This is a genomic window from Mycobacterium sp. NGS59 (assembly GCF_059812345.1).
In genome coordinates, this window is sequence record NZ_JCALCN010000026.1 from 30834 (window position 1) to 46930 (window position 16097).

The window sequence follows — 16097 nt, forward strand, 5'->3', positions numbered from 1 at the left end:
AGTGCTTATCGGTTCACATGTCCGTGGAGACGATCCCCTGGCCGCCGCCGCTGCGGACGGCGCCGACGTGGTCCAGTTCTTCCTCGGTAACCCGCAGAGTTGGAAGAAGCCCAAGCCGCGTGACGACGCGGAGGCGCTGAAGGCATCCGACGTGCCGCTGTACGTGCACGCTCCGTACTTGATCAACGTGGCATCGGCCAACAACCGGATCAGGATCCCGTCACGCAAGATCCTGCAGGACACCTGCGACGCCGCCGCGGCCATCGACGCGACAGCGGTGATCGTGCACGGTGGGCACGCCGACGACGACGACATGGAAGCCGGTTTCGAGCGGTGGGTCAAGGCGCTGCAGTACCTCGAGACCGACGTGCAGGTGCTGTTGGAGAACACCGCAGGCGGTGACCATGCGATGGCCCGCTACTTCGACACCATCGGTCGGCTCTGGGATCGGATCGGCGACACCGGCATCGGTTTCTGTCTGGACACCTGCCATGCGTGGGCCGCGGGTGAGGCGCTCGTCGACGCCGTCGAACGCATCAAGGCGTTGACCGGCCGCATCGACCTGGTGCACTGCAACGACTCACGCGACGCGGCCGGTTCGGGCGCCGACCGGCACGCCAACTTCGGCACCGGCCAGATCGACCCGGAGTTGCTGGTGGCCGTCGTCAAATCCGCTGACGCGCCGGTGATCTGCGAGACCGCCGACGAGGGCCGCAAGGATGACATCGCTTTCTTGCGAGAGCACGTCGGCGGCTGACGGCTTGGCCCGGCACGGGCATTACACCCCTTGTGCGGTTGTCGGGAAAATGTAACATTGTCCCCATGTCCGATACGCACGTCGTCACCAACCAGGTTCCGCAACTGGAGAACTACAACCCCGCGTCCTCGCCGGTGCTCATCGAAGCGCTGATCCGCGAAGGCGGGCAGTGGGGCCTGGACGAGGTGACCGAACTCGGTGCCCTCTCGGGTAGCCCTCAAGCCCAGCGCTGGGGTGAGCTGGCCGATCGCAACCGCCCCGTCCTGCACACCCACGACGGGGTCGGGCACCGCATTGACGAAGTGGAGTACGACCCCGCCTATCACGAGCTGATGCGCACTGCGATCGCGCACGGCCTGCACGGCGCGCCCTGGGCCGATGACCGGCCCGGTTCGCACGTGGTGCGCGCGGCCAAGACATCGGTGTGGACGGTGGAGCCCGGCCACATCTGCCCCATCTCCATGACCTACGCCGTGGTGCCGGCACTGCGGTTCAATCCCGAACTCGCGGCGGTGTACGAGCCGCTGCTGACCAGCCGCGAGTACGACCCGCAACTCAAGCTGGCCGTCACGAAGCCCGGCATCACCGCCGGCATGTCGATGACCGAGAAACAGGGCGGCTCGGATGTGCGCGCCGGCACCACCGAAGCGACGCCGAACGGCGACGGCACGTACAGTCTGCGCGGCCACAAATGGTTCACCTCGGCGCCGATGTGCGACATCTTCCTGGTCCTGGCCCAGGCGCCAAAAGGCTTGTCGTGCTTCATGCTGCCGCGCATCCTGCCCGACGGCACCCGCAACCGGATGTTCCTGCAGCGGCTCAAGAACAAGCTCGGCAATCACGCCAACGCCTCCAGCGAGGTCGAATACGACGGCGCCACCGCCTGGCTGGTCGGCGAGGAGGGCCGCGGTGTGCCGACCATCATCGAGATGGTCAACCTCACCCGGTTGGACTGCACGCTGGGCAGCGCCACCAGCATGCGCACCGGTCTCACCCGCGCCATCTATCACGCCCAACACCGAAAAGCGTTCGGCGCCTATCTGATCGACCAGCCGGCGATGCGCAACGTGCTGGCCGATTTAGCGGTGGAAGCCGAGGCCGCCACCATCGTGGCGATGCGCATGGCCGGAGCCACCGACAAGGCAGTGCGCGGCGACCAGCGCGAGGCGCTGTTGCGCCGCATCGGGCTGGCGGCCAGCAAGTACTGGGTGTGCAAGCGGTCCACCCCGCATGCCGCCGAAGCGCTGGAGTGCCTGGGCGGCAACGGTTATGTCGAAGACTCGGGCATGCCGCGGCTCTACCGTGAGGCACCGTTGATGGGGATCTGGGAGGGTTCGGGCAACGTCAGTGCGCTGGACACGTTGCGTGCCATGGCAACTCGGCCCGAATCCGTCGAAGTGCTGTTCGACGAACTGGCGCAGACGACCGGTCAGGACACCCGCCAGGACACCCACGTCGAGCAGCTGCAACGTCAGCTGACCGATCTGGACACCATCGAATACCGCGCCCGCAAGATCGCCGAGGACATCTGCCTGGCCTTGCAGGGATCGCTGTTGCTGCGGCACGGACATCCCGCGGTCGCCGAGGCATTCCTGGCCACCCGACTCGGCGGGCAGTGGGGCGGGGCGTTCGGCACCATGCCCACGGGTCTGGATCTGGCGCCGATCCTCGAGCGTGCCTTGGTGAAAGGGTGACGCACGCCATCAGGCCGGTCGATTTCGACAACCTCAAGACGATGACCTACGAGGTCACCGACCGGATCGCGCGCATCACCTTCAATAGGCCCGAGAAGGGCAACGCGATCATCGCCGACACTCCGCTGGAGCTCTCGGCGTTGGTCGAGCGCGCCGACCTCGATCCGAACGTGCACGTGATCCTGGTGTCCGGGCGGGGGGAGGGTTTCTGCGCGGGTTTCGACCTGTCCGCCTATGCCGACCGGACCGGATCGGCGGGCGGTGAAGGCAGTTACCGGGGCACCGTGCTGGACGGCAAGACCCAGGGCGTCAACCATCTGCCCAACCAGCCGTGGGACCCGATGATCGACTATCAGATGATGAGCCGGTTCGTGCGCGGGTTCGCCAGCCTGATGCATTGCGACAAGCCGACCGTCGTCAAGATTCACGGCTACTGCGTGGCCGGCGGCACCGACATCGCCCTGCACGCCGACCAGGTGATCACCGCCGCCGACGCCAAGATCGGCTACCCTCCCACCCGGGTGTGGGGTGTACCGGCGGCGGGCCTGTGGGCGCACCGGCTGGGTGACCAGCGCGCCAAACGCCTGCTGTTCACCGGCGACTGCATCACCGGTGCCCAGGCCGCCGAGTGGGGTCTGGCGGTCGAAGCGCCCGAGCCCGACGACCTCGACGAGCGCACCGAGCGACTGGTCGCCCGCATCGCCGCACTGCCGGTCAACCAGCTGATCATGATCAAGCTCGCGCTCAATGCCCCACTGCTGCAACAAGGTGTGGGCACCAGCCGGATGGTCAGCACGGTGTTCGACGGCGTCGCCCGGCACACTCCCGAAGGCCACGCATTCGTCGCCGACGCCGTCGAACACGGCTTCCGGGACGCCGTCAAGCACCGCGACGAACCGTTCGGCGACTACGGCCGGAAAAGCTCCCAGGTGTAGCGCCCATGCCGAAACCGCTGACCCGCATGACCGCTCGGTCGGTGGTGCTCAGCGTGCTGCTGGGCGCCCACCCCGCCTGGGCCCGCGCCAGCGAATTAATCACTCTGACAGCAGATTTCGGCATCAAGGAGTCCGCGCTACGGGTGGCGCTGACCCGCATGGTCGGTGCCGGGGACCTGATCCGTTCGGCCGACGGTTACCGGCTCTCGGATCGGCTGTTGGCCCGGCAACGCCGTCAGGACGAGGCCATGCGCCCGCGCACCCGGCCGTGGCGCGGCGACTGGCAGGTAGTCGTCGTCACCAGTGTGGGCATCGACCCGCGCAACCGCGCGGCGCTACGAAACATCATGCACGGCAAGCGCTTCGGTGAGTTGCGGGAAGGTGTCTGGATGCGCCCGGACAACCTCGACCTGGAACTGGACACCGATGTCGCCGCGCGGGTGCGGGTGCTCACAGCGCGCGACGAGGCGCCCGCCGAGTTGGCAAGACAGTTGTGGGACCTGACCGAGTGGGCCGCCGCCGGGATCAGACTGCTCGACGAGATCGCGCAAGCGACCGATGTCCCGGGCCGGTTCGTGGTGGCCGCTGCGGTGGTACGCCATTTGCTGACCGATCCGATGCTGCCCGACGAACTGCTGCCCGACGACTGGCCGGGCGCCCGATTGCGCTCGGCCTACCACGATTTCGCCACCGAACTGGCACAGCGACGTGACGACCCGAGGCGACAACTCCAGGAGGCGACATGAGTGATCTGGTGCGGGTGGAACGCGACGGCCCGGTGATCACCGTCAGCATCAACCGGCCCGAGGCGCGTAACGCGGTCAACGGTCCGACGGCGGCGGCGCTCTACGCGGCCTTCGATCAATTCGATCGCGACGAAACCGCCGCCGTCGCCGTGTTGCGCGGCGAAGGCGGAACCTTCTGTGCCGGAGCGGATTTGAAGGCCTTCGGCACCCCGCAGGCCAACGCGGTGCACCGTACCGGGCCGGGCCCGATGGGTCCGTCGCGGATGATGTTGTCCAAACCGGTGATCGCCGCGGTCGACGGCTACGCGGTGGCCGGCGGCCTGGAACTGGCGTTGTGGTGCGACCTGCGGGTGGCCGGGGAGGACGCGGTGTTCGGCGTGTTCTGCCGCCGCTGGGGAGTGCCGCTCATCGACGGCGGGACGGTGCGGCTACCGCGGCTGATCGGGCACAGCCGGGCGATGGACATGATCCTCACCGGCCGCGCGGTCAACGCCGACGAGGCACTGGCCATCGGGCTGGCCAACCGGGTGGTGCCCAAAGGGCAAGCGGCACAAGCCGCCCAGCAGCTGGCCACCGAACTGGCCGCGCTTCCGCAGCAGTGTCTGCGGTCGGATCGATTGTCGGCGTTGCACCAGTGGGGGCTGCCCGAGTCCGCCGCCATGGACCTCGAGTTCGCGAGCATCTCCCGGGTCGCCGGTGAGTCGTTACGGGGCGCGGCGAGGTTTGCCGCCGGGGCGGGCCGGCACGGGGCGCCGGCGAGCGGTGCCGCCGAACAGTAGCGGTCAGCCGCCCTTGGTCACGGTGTTGTTGGGACCCAACTTGTCCACCTTCGGGTCACCGTTGCGGTAGGTGACGGTGTTGTCCATTCCGCCCACCCGGATGCGTTTGGTGACGTTGTCGATGGTGATCTTGTTGTTGCTGCCGATCACGCTCACCGTCTCGCAGGTGCCGTTGACGGTCAGCGTGTTGTCCCCGCCGGTCACGTTCAGCGACTTGCCTTCTTCGCAGGAAATGGTGGCGGTCTGCCCCATGTACGCGTAGACGACGGTGTCGCCCACCTCGACCGAGGTGCTCAAAGTGGGGTTCTCGTCTGTGGACTCGGCGGTCCCACTGCTTGCCGAGGAAGAAGACTTGCTCGAGGCCGACGACGACGACGTCGTGCCGTTGCCGCCCGGGGGCGAGGCCGTCGAACTGCATGCGACCACTCCGCCTGCTGCCGCGATGGCCAGCGCGCCGACCAATGCTGCCGCTCGCGATGCCGGAGACGAGTGACCAGATGTGTTGGGGCGCATAGTTACTCGATTCTCTTCCTATTTCTGGGCCCCTAGGGGCCGACCCGCTGGATTCGGTTGGTCATGCCCAGTTCGCGGCCGCGGTCCCAGATGACGGGATCGCCGTTGTGGAAGTACACCGTCCCGTCGTAGCCGTACACCGTGATGTCGTTGACGACGGTGTCGGCGATGACGGTGTTGGAGGTCCCCATCATCGTGACCGCCCAGCAGGTTCCCTTAGCGGTGATGGTGTTGGAGGTCCCGTTGACGAAGAGCGTGGAATCGTTGCAGTCGATGGTGGTTTCGACGCCCTGGCCGGTGATGTGGGTGTCGCCGTTCTTGGCGTGCGCCAGGGGTGCGACGACAATGGTGACTGCGGCCAGGGCCGCGGTTCCGGCGGCGGCCGTCCATCTCACGGCGAGCCCCCCTTCGCTGGGCGGGTGATGTGGGTCTGAGCCTACGTGCAATCGCCGGTGGGACGACAGACCCAAACCGGATAACCACGCATGGTGAAACGGTGGGCGCGCGGACCGGTCAACTAGAGTCATTAGTCATGGCAGCTCAGCCGGATGCACCGTCGACCGGTGGCCGTGCGCGCGGCGGGAGGTCCGGAGCCCGCCAGGCCAAGCTGAGCCGCGACGGCATCGTCGACGGTGCGCTGACCTTCCTGGACCGCGAAGGCTGGGATTCGCTGACCATCAACGCCCTGGCGACCCAGCTCGGGACCAAAGGGCCCTCGCTGTACAACCACGTCGACAGCCTGGAGGACCTGCGCCGGGCGGTGCGCATCCGGGTCATCGACGACATCATCACCATGCTGAACCGCGTCGGCGAGGGCCGCGCCCGCGACGACGCCGTCCTGGTCATGGCCGGCGCCTATCGCAGCTACGCCCATCACCACCCGGGCCGGTACTCCGCGTTCACCCGGATGCCGTTCGGCGGTGACGACCCGGAGTACTCGGCGGCGACCCGCGGCGCGGCCGGTCCGGTCATCGCCGTCTTGTCGTCCTACGGCTTGCAGGGTGACGAGGCGTTCTACGCCGCGCTGGAGTTCTGGTCGGCGATGCACGGCTTCGTGTTGCTGGAGATGACCGGGGTGATGGACGACATCGACACCGACGCCGTGTTCACCGACATGGTGCTGCGGTTGGCGGCCGGGATGGACACCCGTACCGCCCGCTAAGCGCTTATACGCTGGTAGAACCCGGGCCGACGGCCATTTTGACCTGTCAGACCGGGGGCGGGTAATGTGGTGGCTCGTGCCTGGCGGCTTACGGCGCCTGACGTAAGGGAACGAATGCCGGGCTAATTCGCATGTCCATGATGCATCGGATTCTTTTGCCGGTGCTGAGCGCGTGCGACACGCCCGGACGCGGGGTAACGCGCGCGGGCATAACTGCAGTACAGAGACTTGACGTTGAACGAGAACAGAGAAAGCCGGTAGATGCCAACCATTCAGCAGCTGGTCCGCAAGGGTCGTCGCGACAAGATCGCCAAGGTCAAGACCGCGGCCCTGAAGGGCAGCCCGCAGCGTCGTGGCGTGTGCACCCGCGTGTACACCACCACCCCGAAGAAGCCGAACTCGGCGCTTCGGAAGGTCGCCCGTGTGAAGCTGACCAGCCAGGTTGAGGTCACGGCCTACATCCCCGGTGAGGGCCACAACCTGCAGGAGCACTCGATGGTGCTGGTGCGTGGCGGCCGGGTGAAGGACCTGCCCGGTGTGCGCTACAAGATCATCCGCGGTTCGCTGGACACCCAGGGCGTGAAGAACCGCAAGCAGGCCCGCAGCCGTTACGGCGCCAAGAAGGAGAAGAGCTGATGCCGCGCAAGGGGCCCGCACCCAAGCGTCCGCTGGTCAACGACCCGGTGTACGGGTCGCAGCTGGTCACCCAGTTGGTGAACAAAGTTCTGCTGAAGGGGAAGAAATCGCTGGCTGAGCGCATTGTCTATGGTGCGCTCGAGCAGGCCCGCGACAAAACCGGCACCGATCCCGTCATCACCCTCAAGCGCGCTCTCGACAACGTCAAACCCGCCCTGGAAGTGCGCAGCCGCCGCGTCGGTGGTGCCACCTACCAGGTCCCCGTCGAGGTGCGCCCGGACCGGTCCACGACGCTGGCGCTGCGCTGGCTCGTCGGCTTCTCGCGGCAACGTCGGGAGAAGACGATGGTCGAGCGCCTGGCAAACGAGATCCTGGATGCCAGCAACGGCCTGGGAGCTTCCGTCAAACGGCGCGAGGACACCCACAAGATGGCCGAGGCGAACCGCGCGTTCGCGCACTATCGCTGGTGACGGGATCCCGCGAGTGCGACCGATAGCGAATCACTGAGCAACGAAAGAGTGGGAAGACTTCTGTGGCACAGAAGGACGTTCTGACCGACCTGAGCAAGGTCCGCAACATCGGCATCATGGCGCACATCGATGCCGGTAAGACCACGACCACCGAGCGCATCCTCTACTACACCGGCATCAGCTACAAGATCGGTGAGGTGCACGACGGTGCCGCCACCATGGACTGGATGGAACAGGAGCAGGAGCGGGGCATCACCATCACCTCCGCCGCTACCACCACGTTCTGGAAAGACCACCAGATCAACCTGATCGACACCCCTGGGCACGTGGACTTCACCGTCGAGGTGGAGCGCTCGTTGCGGGTTCTGGACGGCGCGGTCGCGGTGTTCGACGGCAAGGAAGGCGTCGAGCCGCAGTCCGAGCAGGTCTGGCGGCAGGCCGACAAGTACGACGTACCGCGCATCTGCTTCGTCAACAAGATGGACAAGATCGGCGCGGACTTCTACTTCTCGGTGCGCACGATGGAGGAGCGCCTCGGCGCCAACGTCATCCCGGTCCAGCTGCCGATCGGTTCGGAGAGCGAGTTCGAGGGCGTCGTCGACCTGGTGGAGATGAACGCCAAGGTGTGGCGCGGCGAGACCAAGCTGGGGGAGACCTACGACACCGTCGAGATCCCGGCCGACCTGGCCGAGCAGGCCGAGGAGTACCGCACCAAGCTGCTCGAAGCCGTCGCCGAGACCGACGAGACGCTGCTGGAGAAGTACCTGGGCGGCGAGGAGCTCACCGTCGAGGAGATCAAGGGCGCGCTGCGCAAGCTGACCATCAGCTCCGAGGCGTACCCGGTGCTGTGCGGCAGCGCGTTCAAGAACAAGGGCGTGCAGCCCATGCTCGACGCCGTCGTCGACTACCTGCCGTCGCCGCTGGACGTGCCGCCGGCCATCGGGCACGTGCCGGGCAAGGAAGACGAAGAGATCACCCGCAACCCGTCGACCGAGGAGCCGTTCGCGGCGCTGGCGTTCAAGGTCGCCGCGCACCCGTTCTTCGGCAAGCTGACCTACGTCCGGGTTTACTCGGGCAAGGTCGACTCCGGCTCGCAGGTCATCAACGCGACCAAGGGCAAGAAGGAGCGGCTGGGCAAGCTGTTCCAGATGCACTCCAACAAGGAGAACCCGGTGGACACGGCTTCGGCCGGTCACATCTACGCGGTGATCGGTCTGAAGGACACCACCACCGGCGACACCCTGTGCGACCCGAACAACCAGGTCGTGCTGGAGTCGATGACCTTCCCCGATCCCGTCATCGAGGTGGCCATCGAGCCCAAGACCAAGAGCGACCAGGAGAAGCTGAGCCTGTCGATCCAGAAGCTCGCCGAGGAGGACCCCACCTTCAAGGTGCACCTGGACCAGGAGACCGGCCAGACCGTCATCGGCGGCATGGGCGAGCTGCACCTGGACATCCTGGTGGACCGGATGCGCCGCGAGTTCAAGGTCGAGGCCAACGTCGGCAAGCCGCAGGTGGCCTACAAGGAGACCATCCGGCGCAAGGTGGAGAACGTCGAGTTCACCCACAAGAAGCAGACCGGCGGGTCCGGCCAGTTCGCCAAGGTGCAGATCTCCCTGGAGCCGTTCACCAGTGAGGACGGGGCCACCTACGAGTTCGAGAGCAAGGTCACCGGTGGGCGCATCCCGCGCGAGTACATCCCGTCGGTGGATGCCGGTGCGCAGGACGCCATGCAGTACGGCGTGCTGGCCGGCTACCCCTTGGTGAACTTGAAGGTCACCCTGCTCGACGGCGCCTTCCACGAGGTCGACTCGTCGGAGATGGCGTTCAAGATCGCCGGTTCGCAGGTGCTGAAAAAGGCTGCGCAGCAAGCGCAACCGGTCATCCTGGAACCGATCATGGCCGTCGAGGTCACCACACCCGAGGACTACATGGGTGACGTGATCGGCGACCTGAACTCCCGCCGTGGCCAGATCCAGGCCATGGAGGAGCGGGCGGGTGCGCGCGTCGTGAAGGCGCACGTGCCGCTGTCGGAGATGTTCGGCTACGTCGGCGACCTGAGGTCCAAGACTCAAGGCCGGGCGAACTACTCCATGGTGTTCGACAACTACGCCGAAGTACCGGCGAACGTGTCGAAGGAAATAATCGCCAAGGCGACCGGCGAGTAGGCTGGCCCGGTTACCACCGCGGCACAACCAGAAAAACAAACACTGCTTTTTTAAGCACCAACAGTCCAGGAGGACACAGAAGTGGCGAAGGCGAAGTTCCAGCGGACCAAGCCCCACGTCAACATCGGGACCATCGGTCACGTTGACCACGGCAAGACCACCCTGACCGCGGCTATCACCAAGGTCCTGCACGACAAATATCCGGACCTGAACGAGTCGAAGGCGTTCGACCAGATCGACAACGCCCCCGAGGAGCGTCAGCGCGGTATCACGATCAACATCGCGCACGTCGAGTACCAGACCGAGAAGCGTCACTACGCGCACGTCGACGCCCCCGGCCACGCCGACTACATCAAGAACATGATCACCGGTGCCGCCCAGATGGACGGCGCGATCCTGGTGGTCGCCGCGACGGACGGCCCGATGCCGCAGACGCGTGAGCACGTGCTGCTCGCCCGTCAGGTGGGTGTGCCCTACATCCTGGTCGCGCTGAACAAGTCGGACGCGGTCGACGACGAGGAGCTGCTCGAGCTCGTCGAGCTGGAGGTCCGCGAGCTGCTGGCCGCCCAGGAGTTCGACGAGGAAGCCCCCGTCGTTCGGGTTTCGGCGCTCAAGGCGCTCGAGGGTGACGCCGACTGGGTCAAGTCCGTTGAGGACCTGATGGACGCCGTCGACGAGTCGATCCCGGACCCGGTCCGCGACACCGACAAGCCGTTCCTGATGCCCGTCGAGGACGTCTTCACCATCACCGGTCGTGGCACCGTGGTGACCGGCCGTGTCGAGCGCGGTGTTGTGAACGTGAACGAGGAAGTCGAGATCGTCGGCATCAAGCCGACCAGCACCAAGACCACGGTCACCGGTGTGGAGATGTTCCGCAAGCTGCTCGACCAGGGTCAGGCCGGTGACAACGTCGGTCTGCTGCTGCGTGGTGTCAAGCGTGAGGACGTCGAGCGCGGCCAGGTCGTGATCAAGCCCGGCACCACCACCCCGCACACCGAGTTCGAGGGCCAGGTCTACATCCTGTCCAAGGACGAGGGCGGCCGGCACACGCCGTTCTTCAACAACTACCGTCCGCAGTTCTACTTCCGCACCACCGACGTGACCGGTGTGGTGACGCTGCCGGAGGGCACCGAAATGGTGATGCCCGGTGACAACACCAACATCTCGGTGAAGCTGATCCAGCCCGTCGCCATGGACGAGGGTCTGCGGTTCGCGATCCGGGAAGGTGGCCGCACCGTCGGCGCCGGCCGGGTCACCAAGATCATCAAGTAGCGTTCCTGCGCGACCAGACGCAAAAGCCCCCGAAAACTTGCGTTTTCGGGGGCTTTTGCGTCTTCTCGCCCACCCATCTTGTGATCGGTAGCCGCGGCGTAGAAGCTACTGTGACGGCAACTTTCCGGCTCAATGAGGGGTGGTCACATGCTGGCGCGCTACATCAAGATGCAGTTGCTGGTGCTGTTGTGCGGCGGACTGGTCGGGCCGATATTCCTGGTCGTCTACTTCTTCATGCCATTCCAGGACGTGCTGTCCTGGATGTTCTATGTCGGCTTGCTCATCACCGTGGCAGACGTGTTCATCGCCCTCGCCCTGACCAACTGGGGCGCCAAGTCGGCCGCCAAATCGGAGTTCCTCGAGCAGCACGGCGTGCTGGCACTCGCGCAGATCGTGGGCCTGACCGAGACCGGGACCCGGATCAACGAGCAGCCCCTGGTCAAGGTACATCTACACATCTCCGGGCCGGGCATCGCGCCGTTCGACAGCGAGGACCGGGTCATCGCCAGCATTTCGCGACTTGGTGTGCTGACCTCCCGTAAGTGCGTCGTCTTGGTGGATCCCGCCACCAATCAATACCGAATCGATTGGGAGCGAAGCGCTTTGGTCACCGGACAGATGCCGGCCCAGTTCACCATCGAGGAGGACAACCGGACCTATGACCTCAGTGGGCAGACCGAGCCGTTGATGGAGATCCTGCAGATCCTCAAGGCCAACAACGTTCCGCTCAACCGCATGGTAGATATCCGGTCCAATCCCGTGCTGCGCCAGCAGGTTCTGGCCGTGGTGCGGCGGGCGGCCGGTCAGCAGCCCGTTCAGCAGGGCGCGGCGGTGGCCGCGGAGTTCGCGGTCCCGCAGGCCTCGATCGCCGACCGGCTGCAGGAGCTCGACTCGCTGCGCGCCGACGGTGTGCTCAACGACCAGGAATACGCCAGCCGGCGCGCGCAGATCATCGCCGAGATCTGAACTCACGACGCCGAGGGCCGGCCGCTTGGGGCCTCGCGAGCAGACGCAAAAGCCCCGTTTTCGTGCCGAAAACAGGGGCTTTTGCGTCTGTTTGCCGGATAGGAGGGCGGACTAGAACACGTTTCAGTTTCGCTGTTAACCTGACCGGATGGGATCTCTCGAAGGACGCGTCGCGTTCATCACCGGCGCGGCCCGCGCCCAGGGCCGGTCGCACGCGGTACGGCTGGCGCGCGAAGGCGCCGACATCATCGCCTCCGACATCTGCGCGCCGGTCTCGGACACCATCACCTACCCGGCAGCCACGCCGCAGGATCTCGACGAGACCGTCGCCGCGGTGGAAGCCGAGGGCCGAAAGGTGTTGGCGCGTCAGGTCGACGTCCGTGACGACGCGGCGCTGCGGCAGCTGGTGTCCGACGGGGTCGAGCAGTTCGGCCGCCTGGACATCGTGGTGGCCAACGCCGGTGTGCTCGGTTGGGGACGCGTGTGGGAACTCACCGACGAGCAGTGGGACACCGTCATCGGGGTCAACCTCACCGGCACCTGGCGCACGCTGCGCGCCGCGATTCCGGCGATGATCGAGGCCGGCAACGGCGGCTCCATCGTGGTGGTCAGCTCGTCGGCCGGTCTCAAGGCGACCCCGGGCAACGGCCACTACGCGGCCAGCAAGTACGGCCTGACCGCGCTCACCAACACACTGGCGATCGAGCTCGGCGAATTCGGCATCAAAGTCAACTCCATCCACCCCTATTCGGTCGACACCCCGATGATCGAGCCGGAGGCGATGATGGAAGTGTTTGCCAAGCACCCTCGCTTCGTGCACAGCTTCCCGCCAATGCCTATGCAGTACAAGGGATTCATGACCGCCGACGAAGTGTCCGACGTCGTCGTCTGGTTGGCCGGCGACGGTTCCGGCACGCTCTCGGGCACGCAGATTCCCGTGGATAAGGGTGCCCTAAAGTACTGACCAGCCAGCGTGCTATGAACTCCACGTGACCAACAACGGAATCGTGATCGTCGGGGGTGGACTCGCCGCCGCCCGGACCGCCGAGCAGTTGCGCCGCGCGGAGTACGAGGGCCCCGTCACCATCGTCAGCGACGAGGTACACCTGCCCTACGACCGGCCGCCGCTGTCCAAGGAAGTGCTGCGCAGCGAGGTCGACGACGTGGCGCTCAAACCTCGCGAGTTCTACGACGAGAAGGACATCACCCTGCGGCTGGGTTCGGCGGCCACCGGTCTGGACACCGCAGCCAAGACCGTGACACTGGCCGACGGAACTGCCCTCGGTTACGACGAACTCGTCATCGCCACCGGTCTGGTGCCCCGGCGGATTCCGAGCTTCCCCGACCTGGAAGGGGTCCGGGTGCTGCGGTCGTTCGACGAGAGCATGGCGCTGCGCACGCATGCTTCGTCGGCAACCCGGGCGGTCGTCATCGGCGCCGGCTTCATCGGCTGCGAGGTGGCGGCCAGCCTGCGCGGCCTGGGGGTGGACGTGGTTCTGGTCGAGCCGCAACCCACTCCGCTGGCGTCGGTCCTCGGCGAGCAGATCGGCGCGTTGGTGACGCGCCTGCACCGCGACGAGGGCGTCGACGTGCGGACCGGACTCGGGGTGGCCGAGATTCGCGGTGACGGGCACGTCGACACCGTGGTGCTCACCGACGGCACGGAGGTGTCCGCGGACCTGGTGGTGGTCGGCATCGGGTCGCACCCGGCGACCGATTGGCTCGACGGCAGCGGCGTCGAGATCGACAACGGCGTGATCTGCGACGAGACCGGCCGCACCAGCGCACCGCATGTCTGGGCGCTGGGTGATGTGGCGTCTTGGAAGGATGCCACGGGACATCAAGCGCGCGTTGAACATTGGAGCAACGTCGCCGACCAGGCCCGCGTCGTGGTGCCCGCCCTGCTGGGGCGGGAGGTGCCGACGGTCGTCGTCGTCCCGTACTTCTGGAGCGACCAGTACGACGTCAAGATCCAGTGCCTGGGCGAGCCGGAAGCCACCGACACTGTGCACATCGTCGAGGACGACGGGCGCAAGTTCCTGGCGTACTACGAGCGTGACGGTGTGTTCGTCGGCGTCGTGGGCGGCGGACTGCCCGGCAAGGTCATGAAAGTGCGCGCCAAGATCGCCAACGCGACGCCGATCGGGGAGATGCTCGGTTAGCTGGCGAGCAGACGCAAAAGCCCCATTTCCCGCGGGAAATGAAGGGCTTTCGCGTCTGCTCGCGCCATCAGAACTGACCCAGGTAGAACCGCGATCCCTGGTCGTCGGCGCATTCGGCGGACAGTCCGTAGGGCTGCCGCGACGGTTCGGCCAGCACCGTGCCGCCGGCTTCGCGGACCCGCTGTACCGCCGCGTCGATGTCGGCGACGGTCCACATCGGCACGATGCTCGGGCTTGCACTACCGCCGGCGGCGCCCGACATCGGGTGCGCGTTCTGTACCGCCCAGCCGTCGGCGACGCGGCCCGGCTCGAACGTCCACCCCAGCACCCGGCCGTAGAAGTCGCGGAACGCCTCGGAGTCTGTTGCCTCGTAGGTGAGGTAGGACACCTCGCCCGGCCCAGATCCGTTGAGCTGCGGTCGTTTACGTCCCGGTGCTGCTTCGAAGACCGCGAAGGGTGCGCCTTGGGAGTCGATCGCGTCCAGGACGGTGCCGTGCGCGGTCTGACGTGCGTCGCCGGTCCTGCCGCCGGCTTCGGTGATCGCCGCGCGGACGGCCGCCAGGTCGGTGACCGCGTAGCAGCAGAACAAGGTCGGGGGACCGTCGTGACTGACGATGCCGGTCGGCAGATCCGTGTTGGTCACCTGATGAGAGTCGCGATCGTAGGTCCAGCCCAGCACGTGACCGTAGAACGCGGCCGCGCGGTCGGCGTCGGGCACCCGCACGGCGATGTAGCCGACGTCGCCGTGCCGGATGGGTGCGCCAACCGGGCCGGTGAGCATCCACCGGTGGCCGAACGGGTCGACGATGGTGGCGTTGCGTGATCCGTGGCTCTCCTCGATTTCGCGCACGACGTCGGCGCCGTGCTCGCGTGCGCGCTGCAGCGCCGTGTCGGTGTCCTCGACCGCCAGCATCAGGCTCACCGAAACCGCGCCCGGCGCAGGAGCTTTCAAACCCAATTCGGGATACTCGTCGGCCAGGTAGAGCACCCCACCGGCCAGAGCGATCTCCGCGTGCCCAATTCGCCCGTCCGGCATCACGATTGGTTCGCCCACCAGCACGCCGCCGAGCGCATCGGTGTACCAGGAGATCGCGGCCCGCGCGTCCGCGACGCACAGGTAGGGCAGCGCCGCCGGGCGCGGGACCACCGTCACGTCCAGTTCAGTAGTGCTCATGTCGATCCTCTCTACGGGTAGTGCCAAAGCGGACTCCAACCGGCGGCGCAGTCGGGCCGCGAATGCCGGATCGGGTTGCACCGGAAGGTCTTCGGTGTGCAGCACGTGCAGCGGGTCGGGTCGACTCATGACGTGCCCCCTTCCGGATATTGTTGTCTGAACGCCCTTTTCGCGCGGACCAGCAGCGCCTCGGTGGCATGCACAGTGCGCCCGATCAATTCGGCGCATTGCCCGACGGTGCAGTCGTCCATGTAGCGCAGCACCAGCACCGTGCGATGTGAGTCGCTCAACCGGGTCAGCACGCTTTCGGCGACCAACCGGTCCAGCTCGGCGTCCCACTCGTCGAGAGACTCAGCGGGCGGGTCGGCGACCGGTTCGGGATCCTGCTTGCGCCGATAGTGATCGGCCAGCTTGTGTCGCGCCACACCGAGCAACCACGGAACCCCGACCGGGGCACGGTCGTCCTTCCGCGCGGTCTGCAGAGCGGCCAAGAACGTTTCGGAGGTCAGATCCTCGGCCGTCCCACGATCGCGGCAGCGGCGGACGAAGTACCCGTACACCACGGGTAGTGCCGTGTCGTACAACGCCAACAGCGCGCGGGCTGCATCGCCATAGCGGTCCGATTGGGCGCTCACACCCTTATCGTCGCGTCGGCGCCGCGAA

Annotated in this window: 18 protein-coding genes; 14 read left to right on the top strand and 4 right to left on the bottom strand. The window is 66.4% G+C overall.

Features of this window, described 5'->3' with window-relative positions; genetic code table 11:
- Nucleotide 1 precedes the first annotated feature (1 nt).
- From AC5Y46_RS21985 to AC5Y46_RS22005, 5 genes are all read left to right on the top strand, one after another.
- A complete protein-coding gene (locus tag AC5Y46_RS21985; RefSeq protein WP_499944389.1) occupies nt 2-757 on the top strand; it encodes a deoxyribonuclease IV in 756 nt (251 codons plus the stop codon).
- A gap of 65 nt (nt 758-822) precedes the next feature.
- Nucleotides 823-2451, top strand: a complete 1629-nt coding sequence (locus AC5Y46_RS21990; RefSeq protein ID WP_499993028.1) for an acyl-CoA dehydrogenase family protein — start codon at nt 823-825, stop codon at nt 2449-2451.
- On the top strand, nt 2448-3386 hold the full coding sequence (locus tag AC5Y46_RS21995) for a crotonase/enoyl-CoA hydratase family protein (RefSeq protein ID WP_499944391.1): 939 nt from the start codon (nt 2448-2450) through the stop codon (nt 3384-3386). The genes AC5Y46_RS21990 and AC5Y46_RS21995 overlap by 4 nt, the downstream gene beginning before the upstream one ends.
- Before the next feature lie 17 nt (nt 3387-3403).
- Entirely contained in the window at nt 3404-4132 is a 729-nt protein-coding gene (locus AC5Y46_RS22000; RefSeq protein WP_499993063.1) for a PaaX family transcriptional regulator C-terminal domain-containing protein, read from the top strand.
- Nucleotides 4129-4911, top strand: a complete 783-nt coding sequence (locus tag AC5Y46_RS22005; protein ID WP_499993030.1) for a crotonase/enoyl-CoA hydratase family protein — start codon at nt 4129-4131, stop codon at nt 4909-4911. The genes AC5Y46_RS22000 and AC5Y46_RS22005 overlap by 4 nt, the downstream gene beginning before the upstream one ends.
- Before the next feature lie 3 nt (nt 4912-4914).
- Here AC5Y46_RS22005 and AC5Y46_RS22010 read toward each other — a convergent pair whose 3' ends face one another.
- A complete protein-coding gene (locus AC5Y46_RS22010; protein ID WP_499944393.1) occupies nt 4915-5208 on the bottom strand; it encodes a DUF3060 domain-containing protein in 294 nt (97 codons plus the stop codon).
- Between the two features lies 1 nt (nt 5209).
- Between AC5Y46_RS22010 and AC5Y46_RS22015 the strand changes: the two genes are divergently transcribed.
- Entirely contained in the window at nt 5210-5404 is a 195-nt protein-coding gene (locus AC5Y46_RS22015; RefSeq protein ID WP_499993034.1) for a hypothetical protein, read from the top strand.
- A gap of 52 nt (nt 5405-5456) precedes the next feature.
- Here AC5Y46_RS22015 and AC5Y46_RS22020 read toward each other — a convergent pair whose 3' ends face one another.
- Entirely contained in the window at nt 5457-5819 is a 363-nt protein-coding gene (locus AC5Y46_RS22020; RefSeq protein ID WP_499993037.1) for a DUF3060 domain-containing protein, read from the bottom strand.
- 137 nt (nt 5820-5956) lie between these two features.
- On the opposite strand from AC5Y46_RS22020, the gene AC5Y46_RS22025 reads away from it, so the two are divergent.
- The 8 genes from AC5Y46_RS22025 to AC5Y46_RS22060 all read left to right on the top strand — a co-directional run bounded on the left by AC5Y46_RS22025 (nt 5957) and on the right by AC5Y46_RS22060 (nt 14260).
- The gene (locus tag AC5Y46_RS22025; protein ID WP_499944396.1) at nt 5957-6586 is read left to right on the top strand and encodes a TetR/AcrR family transcriptional regulator; all 630 of its coding nucleotides are present in this window, start codon (nt 5957-5959) and stop codon (nt 6584-6586) included.
- Between the two features lie 261 nt (nt 6587-6847).
- Nucleotides 6848-7222: a 30S ribosomal protein S12 gene (gene rpsL / locus AC5Y46_RS22030; RefSeq protein ID WP_007167812.1), complete on the top strand. Its 375-nt coding sequence runs from the start codon at nt 6848-6850 to the stop codon at nt 7220-7222.
- Nucleotides 7222-7692: a 30S ribosomal protein S7 gene (gene rpsG, locus AC5Y46_RS22035; RefSeq protein ID WP_416892010.1), complete on the top strand. Its 471-nt coding sequence runs from the start codon at nt 7222-7224 to the stop codon at nt 7690-7692. The genes rpsL and rpsG overlap by 1 nt, the downstream gene beginning before the upstream one ends.
- 62 nt (nt 7693-7754) lie before the next feature.
- Nucleotides 7755-9860, top strand: coding sequence for an elongation factor G (gene fusA, locus AC5Y46_RS22040; RefSeq protein WP_499944397.1), 2106 nt, complete (start codon nt 7755-7757; stop codon nt 9858-9860).
- Nucleotides 9861-9941: 81 nt separating this feature from the next.
- Nucleotides 9942-11132: an elongation factor Tu gene (gene tuf, locus AC5Y46_RS22045; protein WP_499944398.1), complete on the top strand. Its 1191-nt coding sequence runs from the start codon at nt 9942-9944 to the stop codon at nt 11130-11132.
- Nucleotides 11133-11279: 147 nt separating this feature from the next.
- Nucleotides 11280-12098: an SHOCT domain-containing protein gene (locus AC5Y46_RS22050; RefSeq protein WP_499993040.1), complete on the top strand. Its 819-nt coding sequence runs from the start codon at nt 11280-11282 to the stop codon at nt 12096-12098.
- A gap of 148 nt (nt 12099-12246) precedes the next feature.
- Complete coding sequence (locus AC5Y46_RS22055; protein ID WP_499993042.1) at nt 12247-13062, top strand: mycofactocin-coupled SDR family oxidoreductase; 816 nt, start codon at nt 12247-12249, stop codon at nt 13060-13062.
- Between the two features lie 25 nt (nt 13063-13087).
- A complete protein-coding gene (locus AC5Y46_RS22060; protein ID WP_499993044.1) occupies nt 13088-14260 on the top strand; it encodes an NAD(P)/FAD-dependent oxidoreductase in 1173 nt (390 codons plus the stop codon).
- A gap of 67 nt (nt 14261-14327) precedes the next feature.
- Here AC5Y46_RS22060 and AC5Y46_RS22065 read toward each other — a convergent pair whose 3' ends face one another.
- Nucleotides 14328-15563: a VOC family protein gene (locus AC5Y46_RS22065; RefSeq protein WP_499993046.1), complete on the bottom strand. Its 1236-nt coding sequence runs from the start codon at nt 15561-15563 to the stop codon at nt 14328-14330.
- Nucleotides 15560-16069, bottom strand: coding sequence for an RNA polymerase sigma factor (locus tag AC5Y46_RS22070; protein ID WP_499993048.1), 510 nt, complete (start codon nt 16067-16069; stop codon nt 15560-15562). Before AC5Y46_RS22070 ends, AC5Y46_RS22065 begins: the two co-directional genes overlap by 4 nt.
- Nucleotides 16070-16097 lie beyond the last annotated feature (28 nt).